The 18464-nt window shown below is 45.0% G+C and carries 12 protein-coding genes; 4 read left to right on the top strand and 8 right to left on the bottom strand.

Annotation, left to right across the window (positions count from 1 at the left end; all coding sequences use genetic code 11):
- Positions 1-51 precede the first annotated feature (51 nt).
- A complete protein-coding gene (locus C942_RS12040) occupies positions 52-2823 on the bottom strand; it encodes an EAL domain-containing protein (protein WP_007466100.1) in 2772 nt (923 codons plus the stop codon).
- Positions 2824-3098: 275 nt separating this feature from the next.
- On the opposite strand from C942_RS12040, the gene C942_RS12045 reads away from it, so the two are divergent.
- Positions 3099-3845 (top strand): DeoR/GlpR family DNA-binding transcription regulator, encoded by a 747-nt coding sequence (locus C942_RS12045; protein ID WP_007466102.1) that lies wholly within the window; start codon positions 3099-3101, stop codon positions 3843-3845.
- Here the strand turns inward: C942_RS12045 and C942_RS12050 are convergent.
- The 3 genes from C942_RS12050 to C942_RS12060 form a co-directional block, all read right to left on the bottom strand.
- Positions 3821-5788, bottom strand: a complete 1968-nt coding sequence (locus tag C942_RS12050; RefSeq protein ID WP_007466104.1) for a GGDEF domain-containing protein — start codon at positions 5786-5788, stop codon at positions 3821-3823. The genes C942_RS12045 and C942_RS12050 overlap by 25 nt on opposite strands.
- Positions 5789-6071: 283 nt before the next feature.
- Positions 6072-6503, bottom strand: coding sequence for a DUF2000 domain-containing protein (locus C942_RS12055; RefSeq protein ID WP_036799922.1), 432 nt, complete (start codon positions 6501-6503; stop codon positions 6072-6074).
- Between the two features lie 62 nt (positions 6504-6565).
- A complete protein-coding gene (locus tag C942_RS12060) occupies positions 6566-7153 on the bottom strand; it encodes a LysE family translocator (RefSeq protein WP_007466106.1) in 588 nt (195 codons plus the stop codon).
- 110 nt (positions 7154-7263) lie between these two features.
- On the opposite strand from C942_RS12060, the gene C942_RS12065 reads away from it, so the two are divergent.
- Positions 7264-7704 carry an Lrp/AsnC family transcriptional regulator gene (locus C942_RS12065; protein WP_036799942.1) on the top strand — a complete coding sequence of 147 codons (441 nt, stop codon included), beginning with the start codon at positions 7264-7266 and terminating at the stop codon, positions 7702-7704.
- 168 nt (positions 7705-7872) lie between these two features.
- Here C942_RS12065 and C942_RS12070 read toward each other — a convergent pair whose 3' ends face one another.
- From C942_RS12070 to C942_RS12080, 3 genes are all read right to left on the bottom strand, one after another.
- Positions 7873-9366, bottom strand: a complete 1494-nt coding sequence (locus tag C942_RS12070) for a chitinase (RefSeq protein ID WP_007466110.1) — start codon at positions 9364-9366, stop codon at positions 7873-7875.
- Positions 9367-9557: 191 nt separating this feature from the next.
- Positions 9558-11303, bottom strand: a complete 1746-nt coding sequence (locus C942_RS12075) for a glycoside hydrolase family 36 protein (RefSeq protein WP_007466112.1) — start codon at positions 11301-11303, stop codon at positions 9558-9560.
- Between the two features lie 123 nt (positions 11304-11426).
- Complete coding sequence (locus tag C942_RS12080) at positions 11427-12872, bottom strand: NAD-dependent succinate-semialdehyde dehydrogenase (protein ID WP_007466114.1); 1446 nt, start codon at positions 12870-12872, stop codon at positions 11427-11429.
- A gap of 749 nt (positions 12873-13621) precedes the next feature.
- Here C942_RS12080 and arcC point away from each other — a divergent pair.
- Positions 13622-14551: a carbamate kinase gene (arcC, locus tag C942_RS12085; protein WP_007466116.1), complete on the top strand. Its 930-nt coding sequence runs from the start codon at positions 13622-13624 to the stop codon at positions 14549-14551.
- Positions 14552-14663: 112 nt separating this feature from the next.
- Here the strand turns inward: arcC and C942_RS12090 are convergent, their stop codons facing one another.
- The gene (locus C942_RS12090) at positions 14664-16961 is read right to left on the bottom strand and encodes an ATP-dependent helicase (RefSeq protein ID WP_007466118.1); all 2298 of its coding nucleotides are present in this window, start codon (positions 16959-16961) and stop codon (positions 14664-14666) included.
- 267 nt (positions 16962-17228) lie between these two features.
- Between C942_RS12090 and C942_RS12095 the strand changes: the two genes are divergently transcribed.
- Positions 17229-18332 (top strand): phosphoribosylaminoimidazolesuccinocarboxamide synthase, encoded by a 1104-nt coding sequence (locus C942_RS12095; RefSeq protein ID WP_036799925.1) that lies wholly within the window; start codon positions 17229-17231, stop codon positions 18330-18332.
- The last annotated feature ends 132 nt before the right edge of the window (positions 18333-18464 follow it).

The following is an 18464-nucleotide window of genomic DNA, read 5'->3' on the forward strand; positions in this document are numbered from 1 at the left end:
AAATGAATGCTTTTGTATGGCTGAACTATTTCTTTATATAGCTAAACCGGCTTAACTCACCCACTTGCTGGCTAACGGCGAACCCAATGCCGCCTGCAAACACTCCTGCTGCGACATTGGCTGATAGAAATAGAAGCCTTGAAGCTCTTCGATTTTCAGCGCCTGAAGTGCCAGTTTCTGGCCTTCGGTTTCGACACCTTCTGCCACCGTTGAAAGTCCCAATGCCTTAGACATTCTGACTATGTTACTCATCAAAATTTCGCCCTGATGATCAATGCCGATGCGCTTCACAAAGCTCTGGTCTATCTTGACCACATCCAGCGGGAACTCACACAGTGAGTTTAGGGCTGAATAGCCGGTTCCGAAATCATCTAACGCCAGCTTAACTCCCATCGATTTAAGCGACTGCATGTGATGGATAACCTGATGGGTTGAACCTATCAACATGCTTTCAGTGATCTCAATGGTTAGCATATCAGGTCTGATATCGTAACGTTCAAGGCATGATTTCACGGTCGGTAACAGTTCAGGATCAGAGAAATGCGGACTCGACAGATTCACATGCATGGTCAAAAGCCCTAACCCGCATTCCTGCCGCATGCGATTGACTTTTGCAAGAAATTCGCAGGATTTCTCCAGAATCACACAACCAAGAGCAATGATTAGTTCACGAGACTCAGCCATTGGAATAAACTGCGCCGGAGACACTTCACCAAGCTCAGGGTGATGCCAGCGAGCCAACGCTTCAAAACCACAAATTTGTTCATCAGCGGCTTTTACCAGCGGCTGAAACTTAGGGTAAATGTCCCCGTCCCTGATGGCTCTTGCCATATCCCGCTGAATAACAATGTGACTTTTGAATTGCTCAGCGATTTTTTCGTTAAACAGCTGAATCCGAGATTTTTCATAACCGGCCCGATAAGTTGAATATTCACCGGCATTCATCATAGCTTCCGGTGTTGGGGTCATCTTCGTCTTTAATACAACACCAACCGACACCGACAAACGAACCTCAAGACCTTCAACCATCAGCGGCTGTTCAAGAGCAGAAACAATAGCTCTTGCATATCGGTACGGAGCAAACCGGCTATTCGTATTAAGGATAAAAGCAAATTCACTCTCAGACACCCGCCCTAATGTACCGATGTCAACAATCTGTTTTAATTCACTGGTCGCTGCGACTAGGATCTGTTCTGCCATATGATGACCAAAAGCGCCGGCCACGATATTAAAACGTTCAATACGGATATAAAGGAGAGACGGTGAGAACAAAGTGTCGTTTTTCTCACTCACCTTCATCTGTTCAGCCAGTTCTTCGAACAAAGTGCTTCTGTTCATCACACCGGTCACAGGGTCATGTTTCTCCAACTGTTCAATCAGGCCTTCCTGCTCTTTTTGCTGACTCTGATCTTTAATCGATAGCATTAAAGCATCAGAATTCTGCTGTTTAATCGGTGTAATCTCAAGCTTGCAGGGAATCAGGCTTGCGTCAGCCGCAAGCATTTCAACATCAAAATGCCGCTCTCCCTTTTCCGCAGCCCGGTAGAGCATCTCAATCGTACATGGCTTACTTCCCAACTCAGGGCAGAGATTTAGTAATGGCTGGCCAATCAGCACTGCTCCCGACGGATAACGCAAAATCCTGGCTATAGTGTCATTTGCATCGATCACTTTATCATCGAGAATCATTAACAGCCCGAGGTTACTGTTTTTATAAAGGGCTTCAAACTTCTCCGCTACATCATTCAGTGCTGAGTATGTATGTGACGATTTAGCCAGTATCTGGTTAATCACTTCACCTACCATAGAAAACTCATCGTTTCCCTCAACATTCATACGGGTCTTGTATTGCCCTTTAACAACCGCTTCCAACCCTTTTTCCAATTCGGTGAACCGCACTCCGACTTTCAGCCGGAAGACAAGCATAGTGATTAAACCGATCACAACAGAGGCAGACAGTATTGATAACGCTAACCAGGTGATCAGCTTGTTACCTTCAAGGAAAACAGTCCTTTCCTGTGCACTTTTCAAAACAGCTAAAGGCTTACCATTGAAGCCATCGAGCAAACGACAAGCAGTCAGGGATTGCCCACTGTCCTCTACCTGAACCAACGGAAATACCGTTATGTCTTTCACTTTTTCAGGCGAGAAAACAGACAGTGAACTTTTCGCAGCCAGGATTGATTCATAATGGCTTGGAAAAACCGTTGATAAATAGCGTCCCCAGACCAGCCATCCACCAACAGGGCTTTCGCCGAGACTATCCCGAATAGGCGTAACACTGATAATCCAGATATCTCCGTCCATCACAATAAGGCCGGCACGTTCGTCTGAATCGGGCACTTTCCCTATTACAAGGGCATCAACAAAAGTCCCTATACCATCATCTGACATCAGTTGATTTCTCAATGAAACAGGTAAGTCATCCAACTGATGCGCAGCCGAAGCCATTACACTTTCTACAATCTCTCCCTGATGATCAATGAATACCATCATGTCGAGATCAAGTGTTTTCATGCCTTCGTAATAAAGGTTTCGGTCTCTGTAAGCATCATCACCTACTGTTACCAATTGATAACTTTCATCCCATGTTGCCCAGTCATAAGCACGCTTTCCCTGGCTTTGAACCAAGATATTAATGACAGACTCAGCCTCACTGTTGTGCTGAAGGATCTGCTGCTGCTCGATATCATTCAGGTTCATCAGGAAAAAATAGCGGGCACTAAACAGGCAAATTGCAGAGATAGCAAACAGACCGACACCAAACAACAGTGCAGTAAGCGTACTAAGTCTATTTACCGGGGTTAAATCTTTTATTCTCATTATCGGCGACAACCAGGGACTCATTCCCATTAAGGATATCAATGTAACAACTTTTAGGGTAACACATCTTAAAAGGAAACAATTCTACTAACAATTAACACAATTGCCATCAGATATGATTAACCATCTGTTTTTGCCTAATAAAAAATTTTGAATGCGTTAATCCATGACTTTTTTACATTAAATCGTTAGTATTTCCCTTTCATAAGAAAGCTTATTGAAATTAAAAACGAAAGACTAAGATATATCCAACCTTATTTATCTCAAGGCGTATCATGAACCCTCGTCACAGTGAAATTCTTGAACTTGTTAATGAACAAAAACGTGTCCTTGTCGCTGAACTGGCCACCCATACTGGTGTATCAGAAGTGACTATCCGACAAGATCTTAGTCTGTTGGAAAAACAAGGGTATCTGAAGCGGGTTCATGGTGGAGCAACTGCGTTACAAAGCGATGACATGAATAACCGGATGAATATCCGTTTTGATGTTAAGCAACAACTGGCTAAACGTGCTGCTGAACTGGTTCAACCCGGTGAAACGGTGATGATTGAAGGGGGAAGTGCCAATGCGCTGCTCGCCAGAGAATTAGCAAACCGCAGCGATGTAACCATTATCACCCCAAGTGCCTACATTGCTCATATGATCAGGGACTGCAAATCAGACGTCATCCTGCTGGGCGGCATATATCAGCACCAGGGAGAAAGCCTGGTCGGCCCGCTGACCCGCCTTTGTATCGAGCACACCCACTTCAGCACGGCTTTTCTGGGTATTGACGGATTCCACCGAGATACCGGCTTCACCAGCCGCGATATGATGCGAGCTGATGTTGCTAATACCATCCTGAATAAGAACATGCGCAATATTGTACTAACCGACTCCAGCAAATTCGGGCAAATCTATTCCACCAGCATAGGGAGACTAAACCAGTTTTCGGTTCTGGTAACTAATAACGATGTCGATCCTGCCGATCTGGAGTGGATCAGAAATCACGACATTCAGCTGGAGCTGGTGGAAAGCTGATAACCATTACGGCCTGCCGATTTCACGTTATACAGCGCTTTATCGGCAGCCTGTAACATCGACTCCCAATTTTCCTGTAACGCTTCCGGCGTTTCGGACACTGCGGCACCAATAGAAACCGTTACCGTAATATCACCACCATTAGTTGTAAACTTTGAATCTGATACCAATAACCTTAAGTGCTCAAGAACAGATTCAGCTTCGGTTTTGCAAGTGTTGATGATCAGTAAAAACTCCTCCCCCCCCCAACGCACCACAAGATCGTCGCAACAAATGGTTTCTTTCAATCGCTGAGCCAAAATAATCAACACCTGATCTCCAACGTCGTGACCCAACTTATCGTTAATCGCTTTAAAATGATCAATGTCCAGCAACGCCAGAAGACTGGTCGGTTGCTTAAAATGTTTCGGCGCACTTTTCAGCCACAGCTGTAAATAGCGGCGGTTGTGTAATTTAGTCAGCGGATCCTGTATCGATTGAGTTGTCAGCTCTGCATTAGATTGCTCGAGAACTTCGTTATCACGTCGAACATCTTTGTACCTGCGATAAAGCAGATACAAAACAAACAAAATAAACAGAACGCCAACCCGAAGTGAGTTTTCCCTCGCTTTTTGCTCAGCAATGCGAGCCGAATTCAGTTCATTTTCAGTTTTAAGCAGCGTAATTTCCTGCTCTTTTACTTTTGCATCAAACCTTTCCTGAAGATCGAACAACTCTTTTCTTCTGACATCAAAGAGATACTCTTTATCATCATTGGCATAGGTCTTGTAGTATTTCAGCGCCTCTTTATAGTCCCCGGCTTCCTCGAAAATATCAGCAATCAGATTACTGATATAAATGTAACGTTTTCGGTCTCCAAGCTTTTGATAATTATCCCGGGCAAACGAAGTATGTTTCAGCGCGGCTTCAAGCTCACCTAACTTAAAATAAGCCTCACCTAAACTCTCATTGCAATATGCCACACCTCTTGGCTCACCAACCTTTTCAGCCAGGTTCAGACAAGCCATGGCGTTTTCCAGTGCTTTTTGCGGTCGATTTGCATCCAGATAAACGGCAGACAAATTCATCAACGCTGTCAGTTTTACCCGGTAAGAACTCGTTTTCGAAGCCAGCACCATTGCTTTTTTAATATGCTTAATCCGCTCTTGGGGCCGATTAAGGTATTTATCAATTACACTAACATTAATATAGAGAATCGCTTCAGCGAACGGGTTTGAAAAGTCATGCTTGCGATAGATATCAAGCGCCTGCTGAATATAAAAATCAGCCTTTGGCCACTCCTCCATTCGGATGTGAAGTGTCGACATATTGGACAGCACTTGAGCAACCTGTAATGTGTCACCACACTCAATAAACAGGTCATAAGCTTGCTGATACCGCTTCAGGCCTTCTTTATATTCAGAATGATCAATGTCGATGTTAGCTTGCCATTTAATCGTTCTGGCCAGCAATGATGCATATCCGAGCTCACGCGCATCAGCCTCAACTTCCATTAATAAAGCTGCTGCATCAGCATATTTTCGTTTATCAACCCACTCTACAGCTTGCAGAAATGACGCTTCTGCTTGTATCCATTTTATTTGGGTTTCCTCACCGAGCTTGTGCAGTTTACTGATATACCCCTGAACTTTAACATCATCATCCCCTTCCGCCTGTTCGATATTGTATTGAATCAACAGATAAATAGCCTTACGAAAGGGTGAATAGTCAGGTAACAGCATTTTGGTTACCTTAGGCAAGCGCTTTATGGCTTTTTCTGGCTGAACAGTAGATAACGCATACAACTCCAGATAGGGCTTATCCTGCTTTTGCGCTATCGATTTCAAAAAGCGTATACAAGGGAGCGGTGAGGCCGGATTAGCGACAACCTGCCCGGGAATGCAAATGATGACAAGAAGAAAGACTTTTGGCATAACGCCAAATATGTTGAGCAATTTAGGCATAGAATACCTGACTGATAATTAATAATTATATTCCTTCCCTGACGCCCATCCATCGAGAGCGTATTATTACCAGATATTCTATTATAAATACAAATATATATTAGCTGAGCCAGCGCACAACGTAAAAAATCGCTCACATGAAAAATCACAATAATACGACTAAATAAAAAATAAGATAAATACGAACCCAGTGTTTGATAAGCAGGGTAAATGCATGCGGTATCAGATTCACTTTCCTTTTTTACAACAAACCTTACTCTGCTTATCCGACACTAAATAAGAATCACTTATACAAGCTAAATTTCTTAGTAATTCTTTTAAGCGTTTCTTCGTTTCCAAATAAACATATACCTAAATATTCGAACTCTTCCTCTTTAGTTCGGCTCGTGACTTGTTGCTGAATAACAGACCCGCCCTCGATCATAGTATGTGTAAAATCAGTAAATTTAATCCCATGTTCAATGGCTTGCACTCTAGCCTTCCTGATTTTATTTGAATTATCTGACTTCAAAACAATAAAAGGATAATGAGACAGACTAGGGTGAAGACCACCATCTAAATCCAGATAATCAACAAATATAGCCTCATCCTCTTCGAGCCTGTTTGAGAGCCCGGCACTCAGATGACCAAGTACATTAAGTGCACGCCCTGTCTCAATTTTTTTGTTCAAAATTGCAACGAATCGTTTTTCAGTATCACCAGGTAAATATGCCATTGGGAGTTTCCTCTTGTTGAAATTGGGGTTTCGGCAGCAATTGAGATAATCTAACTTGGCACTCATACCATCATTAAGGTCGAGACAAGTAGCAACGCAGCCATACCATAATTAAAATATTTAGTGTTGCTTTGGCTGCTTAGAAGTAGTTGGCACCTTTCGCCGACAAGTGTCCAAACACTTGCTGCTGGGATGTTTATTGCAGCAAAAATCAGTGAAACAATAATGACACCCTGCCAACTATCTGAAATGTTATAAACACTTATGGCACTCAGAGCCATAGACCAAGCTTTTGGGTTAACCCACTGAAAGTTGGCCGCAGCCCAAAAGCTCATTGGTTTATAATCAAATTTTTGATTTTGTTCCTGCTTGCTTAATGCGATCCTTATCGTTAAATATAATAAATAGCCTATACAACTAACCTGTAAAATATTGTGAGTTAATGGGTAGCGGTTAAATACTTCTATCAAACCAAGACCGACTAAAACAATCATCAGGCTGAACCCAAAAACAATTCCAAATACATGAGGAATAGTGCGCCTAAAGCCCACATTAGCACCTGATGCCATCAACATAATATTGTTAGGGCCCGGTGTAATGGTTGAGACGAAGGCGAATGTAACTAAAGCTATAATTTGCTGTGCTTCCATATCAATTTCTTACCATACGTGATGAATTATTGATATTTTAATGCGCAATGAGGTAAATTTTGTTTCTATCTCAGCCATCAAACATGGGTTACTCACAACAAATCACACTTATGGATAGGTTTGACGAAAAGATATTGCGCGAGCTGGAATCGAACGGCCGCCTGACAAATGTAGAACTCGCCGATAGGATCGGTTTATCACCCTCTGCAACCTTGCGGCGAGTACAAGAGCTTGAACGCAGCGGCGTAATCAAAGGGTATCGAGCTGTTCTTGATAGAAATAAGCTCGGAATGGGCTTTGTTGCTTACGTTACAATTGGCCTCTCAAGTCATAGCAAGCAAGCTCAATTAGAGTTTGAAGAACACATAACCGATGCTAACGAAGTCAAAGAATGCCATAACATAACGGGGGCAAGTGAGTATCTGCTCAGGGTTGAAACGGAAGATTTAGTTGCATACAAACGGTTTCACTCCGATGTGTTGGGGGAAATACCGCAAGTAAACTCAATTACAACGATGGTAGTAATGGAAAGCCCCAAAGAAACAGGGTGACAAGCTTTATTAAGTATCCATGCCTTTCGGTACGATAACCGCCCCGTAATCATAAAAACAATGAAAACGAAAAAGCCACCTTGTTCATGTGACATTGATAAACAAGGTGGCTCCGTAGCTTAAATATTCTTTCAAACAGTCATAACAGGTTAGTTACCGTTAATCGTATTATTGTCCTTCAGGGATTACATTACCGTTTTCGTCATAAGCCTGAACATTGAAGTGGTGCTCAACGCATTTTTCATAGTCGCCTTTGAACAGCGCATTAAAGGCATACTGGTACGGTACTAACTTACACCTAAAGCTCTTGTTCCCCGGAGTGTTGGCATTCCAACCCCAGTCTTTATCCCATGTGATCATCAAAGCACCAGCCCCATCAGTATCAAATGGCTTCATGTTCGCGCAACCAAGCTTCTCGCCGCTGATATCCAGGTTTAGCTCTTTGGCAAACAACTTGTAATAGTCGATCCGGTTCTGTGCCAATGCCGTTTCTGCCCCCTTGTTGCACTCAAAAGCACCGTTGATGATCTGGATAGTTGCCCCGAAACCATGTTCGATACCGGCCGCTTTATCGGCAGCATTCGGTTTCCAGGTACCGTCGATAACATGCAACATACTTGGCTTAGGCGGTTGCGGGTAAATATAGAAGAATACCGCTGACGCCAGATTCAACCAGGTATCTGCCACCAGCGCCGGATTTTCCAACAGTACATTCTTATCGCCGAACATGGCTTCAGAGAACGGACCATAGTTATAGTTCCAGCTTAACTGTTTGGCACCTCGGCCAAAGTAGCTTTTACCCGGCGCACAAGGCCAGCGCTCACCCTGCCAACCACTGCACTTGCTGTATGTTTTATCCAGCTTATCTTCTGATTTATACATTTCCCGCAAGTAATAAAGCCCCTGACGCCACTCAGGTACACCTTTGCTGGTTTCCCAGCTTGGTGCATGAGCACCAGTCTCCTGCACGAAATGCGCGAACATGGTGGTAAGAGAGCGCTTACAGATGTCATCTGAATTTCTGCCATCAGTGTATGTTCGGCAGAATGCCGGGAACTTGGCGATAGCCTGTAAAAAGCGAGTATAGGTATATTTTTCATTGCGAAGCGGGAACAGGTATTCCCACATGGCTTCATCAACAATAGATTCTGCTCTGCGAACGTTTTCAGGGTTAGTCGCTTTGAGTGGAGCAACAGCTTCAACTGATGCATTATCAAGCGTGGCGATATCGGAGCGTACCAACTTAAACAGCTCGGTATTTGTCTGCTGTTCTTCAATTGCTTCCAGCTCGCTGCGCGGCATCAGGTATCCACCTTTACCGTCAGGAATGATGGTCAATTCGCCGGGATTTGGGTTCGGGTTCGGGTTCGGGTTCGGGTTCGGGTTCGGGACAGGATTACCGCTAGTCGGACAATCTACAACATCCCAAAACCAACTATTTGCTGATGGTGAATCCCAACTGCCTGGACGGTTTTTCGCCTTGTAACAGACCTCCTTAAACTTAACGATATCGCCATTACTTACCTGAGTCTTACCGGGCTCCCAGTTCACTACATCACCGGGCACTGCCATCGGTGAAGCCAGTGCGTAACTACTGGCACACAACCCGAGCACCAGCCCGGCAAGATACTTGCGTTTCGACCCTTTTGTTCTTTGAAACATAATTTTAGCCTCCTTTGTTTCCTCTCGGTATGAGGCTATTATTTGTTCAGGAAATTCAAAGGAGGCGAACGGTTTAACGGGTTTATTTCTTTCTATCGAGGCAATTCACACCGATACGAAATTTCTTTTCATGACAACAGATGAAAATGGATTCCGGTCGACACAACAAAACTTAAAACCAAAACTACAAATCACCATTTCAAATCAGGATCTTTGGTTGCGATAATTGCCCTGCTATTAACACCGTCACTTAACATCAGATCTATTACCAATGCCGACTCCGGTATCAACTTTTCTCCGCTCCAGTAATCAATCCAATACACGGGCTCATCAGCTTCAAGAATGACATCCCTTGCCTTCTGTCCGTCAAAATTAAACAACATATGAAGTTTGGCATCAGCTGCAATTTCAAGTTGAGCATGATGAAGCGATAGATCAGCAAAAGTCGCAGCGTTTTGATTTCCAGCTTGCCGCTTAATTAACTGCTTCAGGCTCTTGCGACTCTTTTTATGAAGTGAATACAAAGGATCACCTGATAACAGCAGACCACCACAAGCCAGTAAAACATCCCGGTGGAACTGATAGGCTTCCTCTGTCGTCTCCTGCCCCGGAATCGATACCAGAGTGGCGCAGTCTGGATCAATCTGCCACAACTTACGGTGCTGCCAGGAGCGATAGAAAGTCTCACGGGCAATCTGAGAAAAACGATGAGGCCGACGCTCTACATCATCTGATACACGCATAGCATCGACTAATCCCAGTGACGGCCACATAGGTGCATTACATCCCAGCAGCCAGGCAGAACCTGCACCTTCAGCAATTGCCTCCATCCCCATCCGGTAAGCTTCAACACCGGTCACATCCTTCCGGTAACGCTTCCCCTTCAGGGTTCCCCAATAGTTAGCGTCCAGCTTAAACAGCTCCACCCCCCAGTCATTACGCATTGTTTGCGTCACTTCTGTCAGATAAGCGCACGCATCCGGGTGACTGGTATCGAGAATGTACCAAGGCGTACAGCGCCAGCCCCCATACGTAATATCTTCGGCTTTCAGAAGCTCGCCATTATCATTGGCAACAAACCAATCCGGATGGTAGCGGAACAGAGCTGATTCCGACTGAGCAATAAACGGAGCCAGCCAGATCCCCGGCTTCTTACCTTTTTTCCGGATATCTTCAATAAGTGATTTCACACCACCGGAAAAACGTTCAGACGGTGTCAGCCAGTCGCCCATGAAAGCCTGATAACCATCGTCGAGCAAGACCCACTCAATATCATCAAGATCACCCTGCATTTCATCGACATTCTTCTGGATATCCTGAGCAGATACACCCGCATAATAGGCATACCAGGAACACCATCCGACAGGTGCCGGTTGGTTGATTGTTTCCCGGGACGGGTGATGACGTTTTATCTGCTCAGCATATTGAGAGAAAACATCATCTAACGAATCGGATTTAAGCACTACGAAAGATTCAAGGTTACAGCCTTTCTGTGAATCGTTAACTGCAACGCCTTCTCCGTCCAGAAAAGCAGAAATATAACCGTCGTGGCATTCAAAATAGCCGGCAAAACGACGACAGGAGGTAAATCCGAACAGACAGAATCTACCGCAGTCCTCAACAACCAAATAGTTGTAATAACGCTTAGGGTCATTCTCACCATAAATACGGTAACTATTGTTGTTATCCGGACATCGCCCGACATCAGCCGGTTCTCTGAGCGTACCAACTGTCTGTGCCAGCATCTGGAAACCATCACCATAGACCAGAGCTTTTGATGATGCTTCAAACAGAATGTCTGCAATGCGCATCCTTTCAGGAAAAAAATCAAATTCGGTTGCATCCAAAACAGCGGTAACTATTTCGCCATCCGGCACAAAAGAAAAGGGAGATGATGAGCTGGCGATAACGCCCGAAGGAAATGAGAATGACTGCATATACTTATAACTCCGACAATAGTACTCGGAGAATAAAACACGCAAGGGACTACAAAGCGTGCTGAAGAGCACGCTTTGTAATGAAAAACATCAGGTAACGGAAAATACCTGACTAAAGTTGGATTAAATACCGCCCATCAGCATGTACTTCACTTCTACGTAATCCTCAATGCCGTACTTAGAGCCTTCACGGCCAAGGCCGGATTCTTTCACACCGCCGAACGGCGCGACTTCTGTAGAGATAATCCCCTGATTAATGCCGACGATACCGGACTCCAGACCTTCAGCCACTCGCCATACCCTGCCGATGTCACGGGCATAGAAATAAGCGGCAAGACCAGATTCTGTGTTGTTCGCCATTTCCAGCACTTCTTCTTCTGAGCTGAATCGATAACAAGCCGCCACCGGGCCGAATGTTTCCTCATTGGCAATCAGCATTTCATGATCAGTATTGGCAAGAACAGTCGGCTCAAAGAAGTTACCGCCCAGCTTGCTTCGCTTACCACCGGTCAACACAACCGCACCTTTGGCGACAGCATCTGTAACATGGCTCTCCACTTTATCGGCAGCCATAGCGTTGATCAGCGGCCCCTGAGTTGCCCCGTCTTCAAAGCCGGATGCAACCTTCAGCTTATTCACCGCCTCAGCCAGCTTAGAAGTAAAGGCGTCATAAACACTATCCTGAATATAGAAACGGTTTACGCAAACGCAGGTCTGTCCGGTATTACGGAATTTAGATGCCATTGCGCCTTCAACCGCAGCATCAATATCCGCATCATCAAAAACGATAAAAGGCGCGTTACCACCCAACTCAAGCGACAGTTTTTTCACTGAATCGGCAGCCTGACGCATCAGCAACTTACCGACTCGGGTTGAACCTGTGAAAGAGATCTTACGAACCGCTTTGGATTCCATCAGCGCACCGCCGATAGCTGTCGCATCACCGGAAACAACGTTAAACACACCAGCAGGAATACCGGCTTTTTCAGCCAGCACTGCCAGTGCCATTGCACTGAGCGGTGTTTCTTCAGAAGGCTTCAGCACCATAGTACAACCGGCAGCCAGGGCCGGCCCCGCCTTACGGGTAACCATTGCCAACGGGAAGTTCCACGGTGTAATCGCACCCACAACACCAATTGGCTCTTTGGTAACCACAATGCGCGAATCGGCACGGTGAGACGGAATTACATCACCGTATATTCGTTTGCCTTCTTCTGCAAACCATTCGAAAAAGCTGGCTGCATAGCTGACTTCCCCCAACGCCTCAGCATAAGGCTTTCCCTGCTCCGTAGTCATGATCGTCGCCAGATCCTGCTGGTGTTCCATGATCAGTTCACCCCAGCGACGCACAGCCAGACTGCGTTCTTTGGCGGTTTTCTTACGCCACTGTTTGAACGCGGCCTTTGCGGCCTCTATTGCGGCCAGAGTTTCACTTTCACCGGCACTGGCAATTTCAGTAATGGTTTCGCCATTAGCTGGATTAGTGACAGCGTAACGGATGTTACTTTGCTGCCATTTACCGTTAATGTAAAAGCCTGTCTGCAATAGTTCTGATTGTTTAATATTCATCATCATTCCTGCTGAACAGTTCACTCGATGTGTTCACTAAATTTAGCTAGCAACACATCAATGTGCTATTCGATCGTACTTGTTAATTCAGAAACAGAGTAAGCTTTCTCTTCGTTAGTAAAGAGATAATCCACCTGTAAACAGATAAATCAATAACCCCCTGCCGCCACTCAATATACGCCGATTAATGCTGAACGCCAGTATCAAAAACCACACCATGTAATATCTGACCAAATATATTCCTATCATGCATTTAGATGAACAAACTCAAACCAGTGCGCATGCAATTTAAACACTGATTACCGAGAGACACAGCTTGTGCTTTAACAAATGACGATGAATTTAGGGTTGTGAAGCAGCTTTAGATAAATTTCAAACATTCAGGTCAAAATTAAAACTGTGATCAGGTGAACAGTTCTATATCTTTTATCGAATATTCACTGAATATTCGACTGGAAATCTATTCAGTCCCTACGAATGAATCATATAAAAATAATGGCAACACGCCTTGAATATTGATTTATGGCTGGATATTTAATCGAAGGGCTATTTTCATTTCATTCCATAACAAAATAAAGTGAATATTTTTTTTTGAAATTTGTCACATTTACAGAGCGTTTTTTTATTTAATCTAGCCCTGCTTTCCAAAGCAATCTTCAAATTAAAATTAAAACAAAACTCAAGTTAATCAAAGAATTAACTGTACCTTACTAGATAAAAGCACTCTTTTAAGAGGCGGAGATACGATCATGCGCATAGTACTAGCTCTGGGCGGAAATGCCCTATTAGCTCGCGGACAAGCATTAACTGCTGAAAACCAGAGAGAAAACATTGTTAAAGCAGCTGCAAGCATTGCTTCAATTGCCAAAGAACATGAAATTGTAATTGTTCACGGTAACGGCCCTCAGGTTGGTCTGTTAATGGAACAAAACAGTGCTTATCAGGAATATTCGCCTGAAACTACACCATACCCAATGGATGTACTGGGCTCTCAGACTTGCGGTATGGTGGGTTACATGCTGCAGCAGGAACTGCGTAACATCAACGCAGAACTGAATATTGCAACTCTGGTAACTCAGACTCAAGTCAGCAAAGATGACCCGGCATTTGCTAATCCGACTAAGTTTGTCGGTCCGGTTTACACCGAAGAGCGCGCTAAAGAAATCATGGCCGAGAGCGACAAGATCTTCAAAGCTGACGGTGAATACTACCGCCGTGTTGTTCCATCACCAATGCCAACAGCTATCGTTGAAAAACAGCAGATTGAAACCCTCCTGAATACTGGTAACGTAGTTATCGCTTGCGGTGGCGGCGGTGTTCCGGTTTGTGCTGAAGGCGACCGTCTGGTTGGTGTTGAATGTGTTATCGATAAAGATCTGACCGGTGAACTACTGGCAGAAACTATCAACGCCGATCTGTTCATTATCCTGACCGACGGTTCTATTTACCGTAACTTCGGTAAAGAAGATCAGGCAGAAATGAAAGTGGCAACACCAGAAGGTTTGTCTCACTTTAACTTCCCTGCCGGTTCTATGGGACCTAAAGTGGATGCTGTATGCAAATTCGTTGAAAGCGGCCGCGGCAATGCTGCTATCGGTTCACTGTTTGAATTAGACCGTATCATTACTAATGAAGCAGGCACACTGATTACCCAAGGTGAAGGTATCGAATATTATTAATAAAATCTCTTAATATTCTTTATCTTCAAAAAAATATAGCCTCCTTCGGGAGGCTTTATTTATTCATTTATATAAATTCAATTTATATGTTCGAATATTGAATTTATACCTATTATCTTCTCACTCTGCTGCGAGCATTAGCGGCAACAATAAGCCTGTTGACCAATACTTTCTTTTTCGTATCAGATGCCGAATTTAACTCCCGAATAACCCGGCTGATTTCAGAATCCAGATATTTTGCCGTTTTGGTTCGAATCATTGCACTGATAACTTTATTGGCATTATTCGGCAGTGGCTGACGGAGTGCCCATTGATAACTGTAATCTTCACCTTCGGTTTTAATAAAAGCCGCCGCACTTTTTTCCGGAGAGGCCTGCATGTCTTCGCCACGACCAAGACGTCGATAGTACTCTTCCACTACCGGAGATCGGGAATATGGCAGTTCCCCGTCTTCGTATAATTTAGGCCCCAGCTCTTTAGCCAGATCCACTTTTGCTTCCAACACAAACTTACTAGCATTCGTGGCCTTAACAGATTTCTTTTCCGGCTCGGTGTAGTAAATGGTGGCCAGTTCTTTTGCACGGGTCAGCCCGACATAAGCCAATCGGCGTTCTTCTTCAACATCAGCCGCAATACTGCCCGCCGCTTTATTCATGTAAGGAAAGGCATCCTTATCCCAGAATGGCAGGTGAACATGATTATATTCACAACCTTTGGCACGGAAGATGGTTGTCAGTTGGATACCATTACTGACTTGCTCGGCATCATGCCTGCTCGATTGCTGGGTATAATATTCAAAATACTGCAATGCTTTGTCGCAGTTCTGATCCATGCTCTCGAGTACCGTTGCGACACTGTCGAGCCTTTCTACCGCTTCTTCAACTTCTGTCGCCGTAGCTTCTGTCTTCCAGATCCAGTTATCCAGGCCGCTTTCATTACGGTACTGATTAAACACCTCAAGCGCCTTGAAGCTCCCCTTTCGTTGCAGGCGAACCAGAAGACCCAGCCGTTCAATCAGGTTGTCCAATTTTAGCGATTCGTTCGCTTTGTCATAGCGGGTGATAAATACCGACCAGGCAGATGATTCCATCCCGGCAAGCTGATCGCAAAGCGGTCTTAAGATCTTATTCGGCACATAACAGTGCGGAAAACTGAGCAAATTAAACAGCAATACGCACTTTTGTTGTTGTGGTGCCTGCTGATAGCGGCCGGTCGCCAACGCCATCAGTTCAATTAGTAGCTTCACTTCCCGGCTATTACCCAGCACCGACGGCACCGGCATCTGGTAAGGCAATTGTTTGCTAAGGAAAGCCAGTTCAAACAGCAGCGTCTGTGACCAACGGCGAACCAGAATCGCAACATCTGACGGGTCCCCACCATCTTTGATATAACGCTGAACCGACTGGGCAATTTCACCGACCTGCCGCGGCGTGCCCGACAGCTCAACACGGGTGTCCGACACACCCGGCTCGGAAATCGTCAGAAAGTCACTAAATCGCTGCTTGTTATTCGCAATCAAGTGGCTGGCAGAAAGCGCCAGGCTGTGACCAAAACGAAAGGTATGGGATAAGGTATAGGTGGTCGCCGGGGCAAAATCCTGCTCAAAATTCAGCATGAACTGCGGCGCACTACCCCGCCATTTATAGATACACTGGTCAACATCGCCCACAGCTAATAGTTGTGTCTGCGGGCCAAGCAACTGTTTAAGCAAACGGTACTGAGCGGTATTGATATCCTGAAATTCATCGACCACCACCAGCTTGCAATGCTGATGATAATGCGCACGAATGAGTTCTGAAGACTCCAGCAACTTCACTGACTCTACCAACCAGTCATCAAAAAACAGCAGCTTTTGCTGCTTACGCAACGTCTCAAACTGCTCAAAAGCATCAATGATAAAAAGGTAGTCACGGCTGATTTCCGACATCGAAAATACTTCGCGCGGCGAGAGCATGTAGGCTTTCACCAAACCGATAAAACTCAGTAACAGCTCAATGGTTTTCGGATCTTTGATCATTTGCTGGCGCTGGTAGGTCTTCTCCTGACCAGCAATTTCTCGCAGTACCGTTTTCACCAACGCTTTATCACTTTCACCGCTTTGATAATCAACCCGGTAGCCGGTTTCATTGAGGTAGCCTGTCTGATTCAACAACTTCAGACAGAAACTATGGAAGGTATGCACAGGCACCGGCTGCGCGATTCCCCGCTCCTGAAGCTTCTGCTTAAAGTCTGTACGGATATCTCGGTTAAACATCATAACCAGCATTTCCTGCGCCGGAACCTGAGTCAGCTTTTTCTCAATCAGACCGACAAGCGTTGTCGTCTTGCCGGTACCGGCACCGGCAATACAAAGCGCGTTGCCTGCCTGGTGATTGATAAATGCGGTCTGTTCAGGTGTGTACTGAGTCATTTTGTTTCCGGGCTGAAAATGAGAGTTGGACGATCTTGCCATAACTTAACGCGCCAGACTTAGTAAAATCATCGACTGTTTCCCGAAGCGGTTATCAATTCTCCGAAAATATTTACGCAAACGTTTGCCTTTCTTGCTGAAAGGGAAAAACAGTTCTGATATCATCAGCCGCAGTTACAGGCTAAGCGGCCTTTTAACAAGGTTTTTTAACGACAGTTTCAGCTTAGTCTGCATGGTTTTATCTTCACTTTGAAATAGGAATTCGCCATGAGCCTTGCTGATCAAGTTCTCGCTGTAAATGATGACCTCCCAATCCGTACCGACCAACCCGTTCACAGCGGTAAGGTACGTTCTGTGTACTGGTTGACTGAAGCTGACAGCCGCCGTCTGATCAAGGAAAAAGGCTACAATGTAAAACCGGATGCGCCACTGGCAATTATGGTGATCAGTGACCGCATCTCAGCTTTCGACTGCATCTGGCACGGTGAAGGCGGTATCAAAGGTGTACCGGGCAAAGGTGCAGCCCTGAATGCCATTTCAAATCATTGGTTCAAACTGTTCCGTGAAAATGGTCTGGCAGACAGCCATATCCTCGACATTCCCCATCCTTTCGTCTGGATCGTCCAGAAAGCCAAGCCGGTTAAAGTTGAAGCGATTTGCCGCCAGTATATTACCGGCTCAATGTGGCGCGCATATTCCAACGGCGAACGCGAATTCTGTGGTATTACGCTTCCTGATGGCTTAGAAAAAGATCAGATGCTATCGGAGCAACTTATCACCCCGTCAACGAAAGGTATTCTGGAAGGCATCCCGGGCGTTCCTGCGGTTGATGATGTCAACGTGAGCCGCAAAGATTTGGAAGACAATTTTGCCGCATTTAACTTCAACTCTGCGGAAGATATTGAACGTTACGAGACCTTATTGAAGCAAGGCTTCAATGTGATCAGTGAAGCGCTGGCAAAACTTGACCAGATTTTTGTCGATACAAAATTCGAGTTTGGTTACGTTTCTGATGCCGAAGGTAATGAAAAGCTTATCTATATGGATGAAGTCGGTACACCGGATTCATCACGCATCTGGGACGCGGCAGCCTACCGCGAAGGCAACATAGTGGAAAACTCAAAAGAAGGCTTCCGCCAGATGCTACTAAGCCACTTCCCGGATCCGGATATTCTGCTGAACAAAGACCGTATGGAAGAACGCTTCGCCCTTGCTCGTGATAACGCACTACCAGTAGAAGCTTTAATGGAAGTATCGAAAGTCTACACTGGCATTGCCGAGAAGATCACCGGTGAAAAGATTGTTCTCAGTGAAAATCCTAAACAGGAAATCATCGACGTGCTCCGCGACGGGTACGGCTTGATTGATTAACCTGACTCACGATTAAATCTTATGACAGAAGGCAGCCTCTCATGTGCTGCCTTTTCTTTTGGGCTCTCTAAAACAATTTCTGCGCAATCGCATTTATAAGCGAATATCACACCGAATGTATAAGATGAAAAT

This window comes from Photobacterium marinum, from assembly GCF_000331515.1.
Lineage (GTDB): Bacteria > Pseudomonadota > Gammaproteobacteria > Enterobacterales > Vibrionaceae > Photobacterium > Photobacterium marinum.

Excerpts from the sequence above, each read along its gene's own strand:
- C942_RS12040 (WP_007466100.1), bottom strand. The coding sequence starts at position 2,823 with ATGAGAATAAAAGATTTAACCCCGGTAAATAGACTTAGTACGCTTACT.
- C942_RS12045 (WP_007466102.1), top strand. The coding sequence starts at position 3,099 with ATGAACCCTCGTCACAGTGAAATTCTTGAACTTGTTAATGAACAAAAA.
- C942_RS12050 (WP_007466104.1), bottom strand. The coding sequence starts at position 5,788 with ATGCCTAAATTGCTCAACATATTTGGCGTTATGCCAAAAGTCTTTCTT.
- C942_RS12055 (WP_036799922.1), bottom strand. The coding sequence starts at position 6,503 with ATGGCATATTTACCTGGTGATACTGAAAAACGATTCGTTGCAATTTTG.
- C942_RS12060 (WP_007466106.1), bottom strand. The coding sequence starts at position 7,153 with ATGGAAGCACAGCAAATTATAGCTTTAGTTACATTCGCCTTCGTCTCA.
- C942_RS12065 (WP_036799942.1), top strand. The coding sequence starts at position 7,264 with ATGGATAGGTTTGACGAAAAGATATTGCGCGAGCTGGAATCGAACGGC.
- C942_RS12070 (WP_007466110.1), bottom strand. The coding sequence starts at position 9,366 with ATGTTTCAAAGAACAAAAGGGTCGAAACGCAAGTATCTTGCCGGGCTG.
- C942_RS12075 (WP_007466112.1), bottom strand. The coding sequence starts at position 11,303 with ATGCAGTCATTCTCATTTCCTTCGGGCGTTATCGCCAGCTCATCATCT.
- C942_RS12080 (WP_007466114.1), bottom strand. The coding sequence starts at position 12,872 with ATGAATATTAAACAATCAGAACTATTGCAGACAGGCTTTTACATTAAC.
- arcC (WP_007466116.1), top strand. The coding sequence starts at position 13,622 with ATGCGCATAGTACTAGCTCTGGGCGGAAATGCCCTATTAGCTCGCGGA.
- C942_RS12090 (WP_007466118.1), bottom strand. The coding sequence starts at position 16,961 with ATGACTCAGTACACACCTGAACAGACCGCATTTATCAATCACCAGGCA.
- C942_RS12095 (WP_036799925.1), top strand. The coding sequence starts at position 17,229 with ATGAGCCTTGCTGATCAAGTTCTCGCTGTAAATGATGACCTCCCAATC.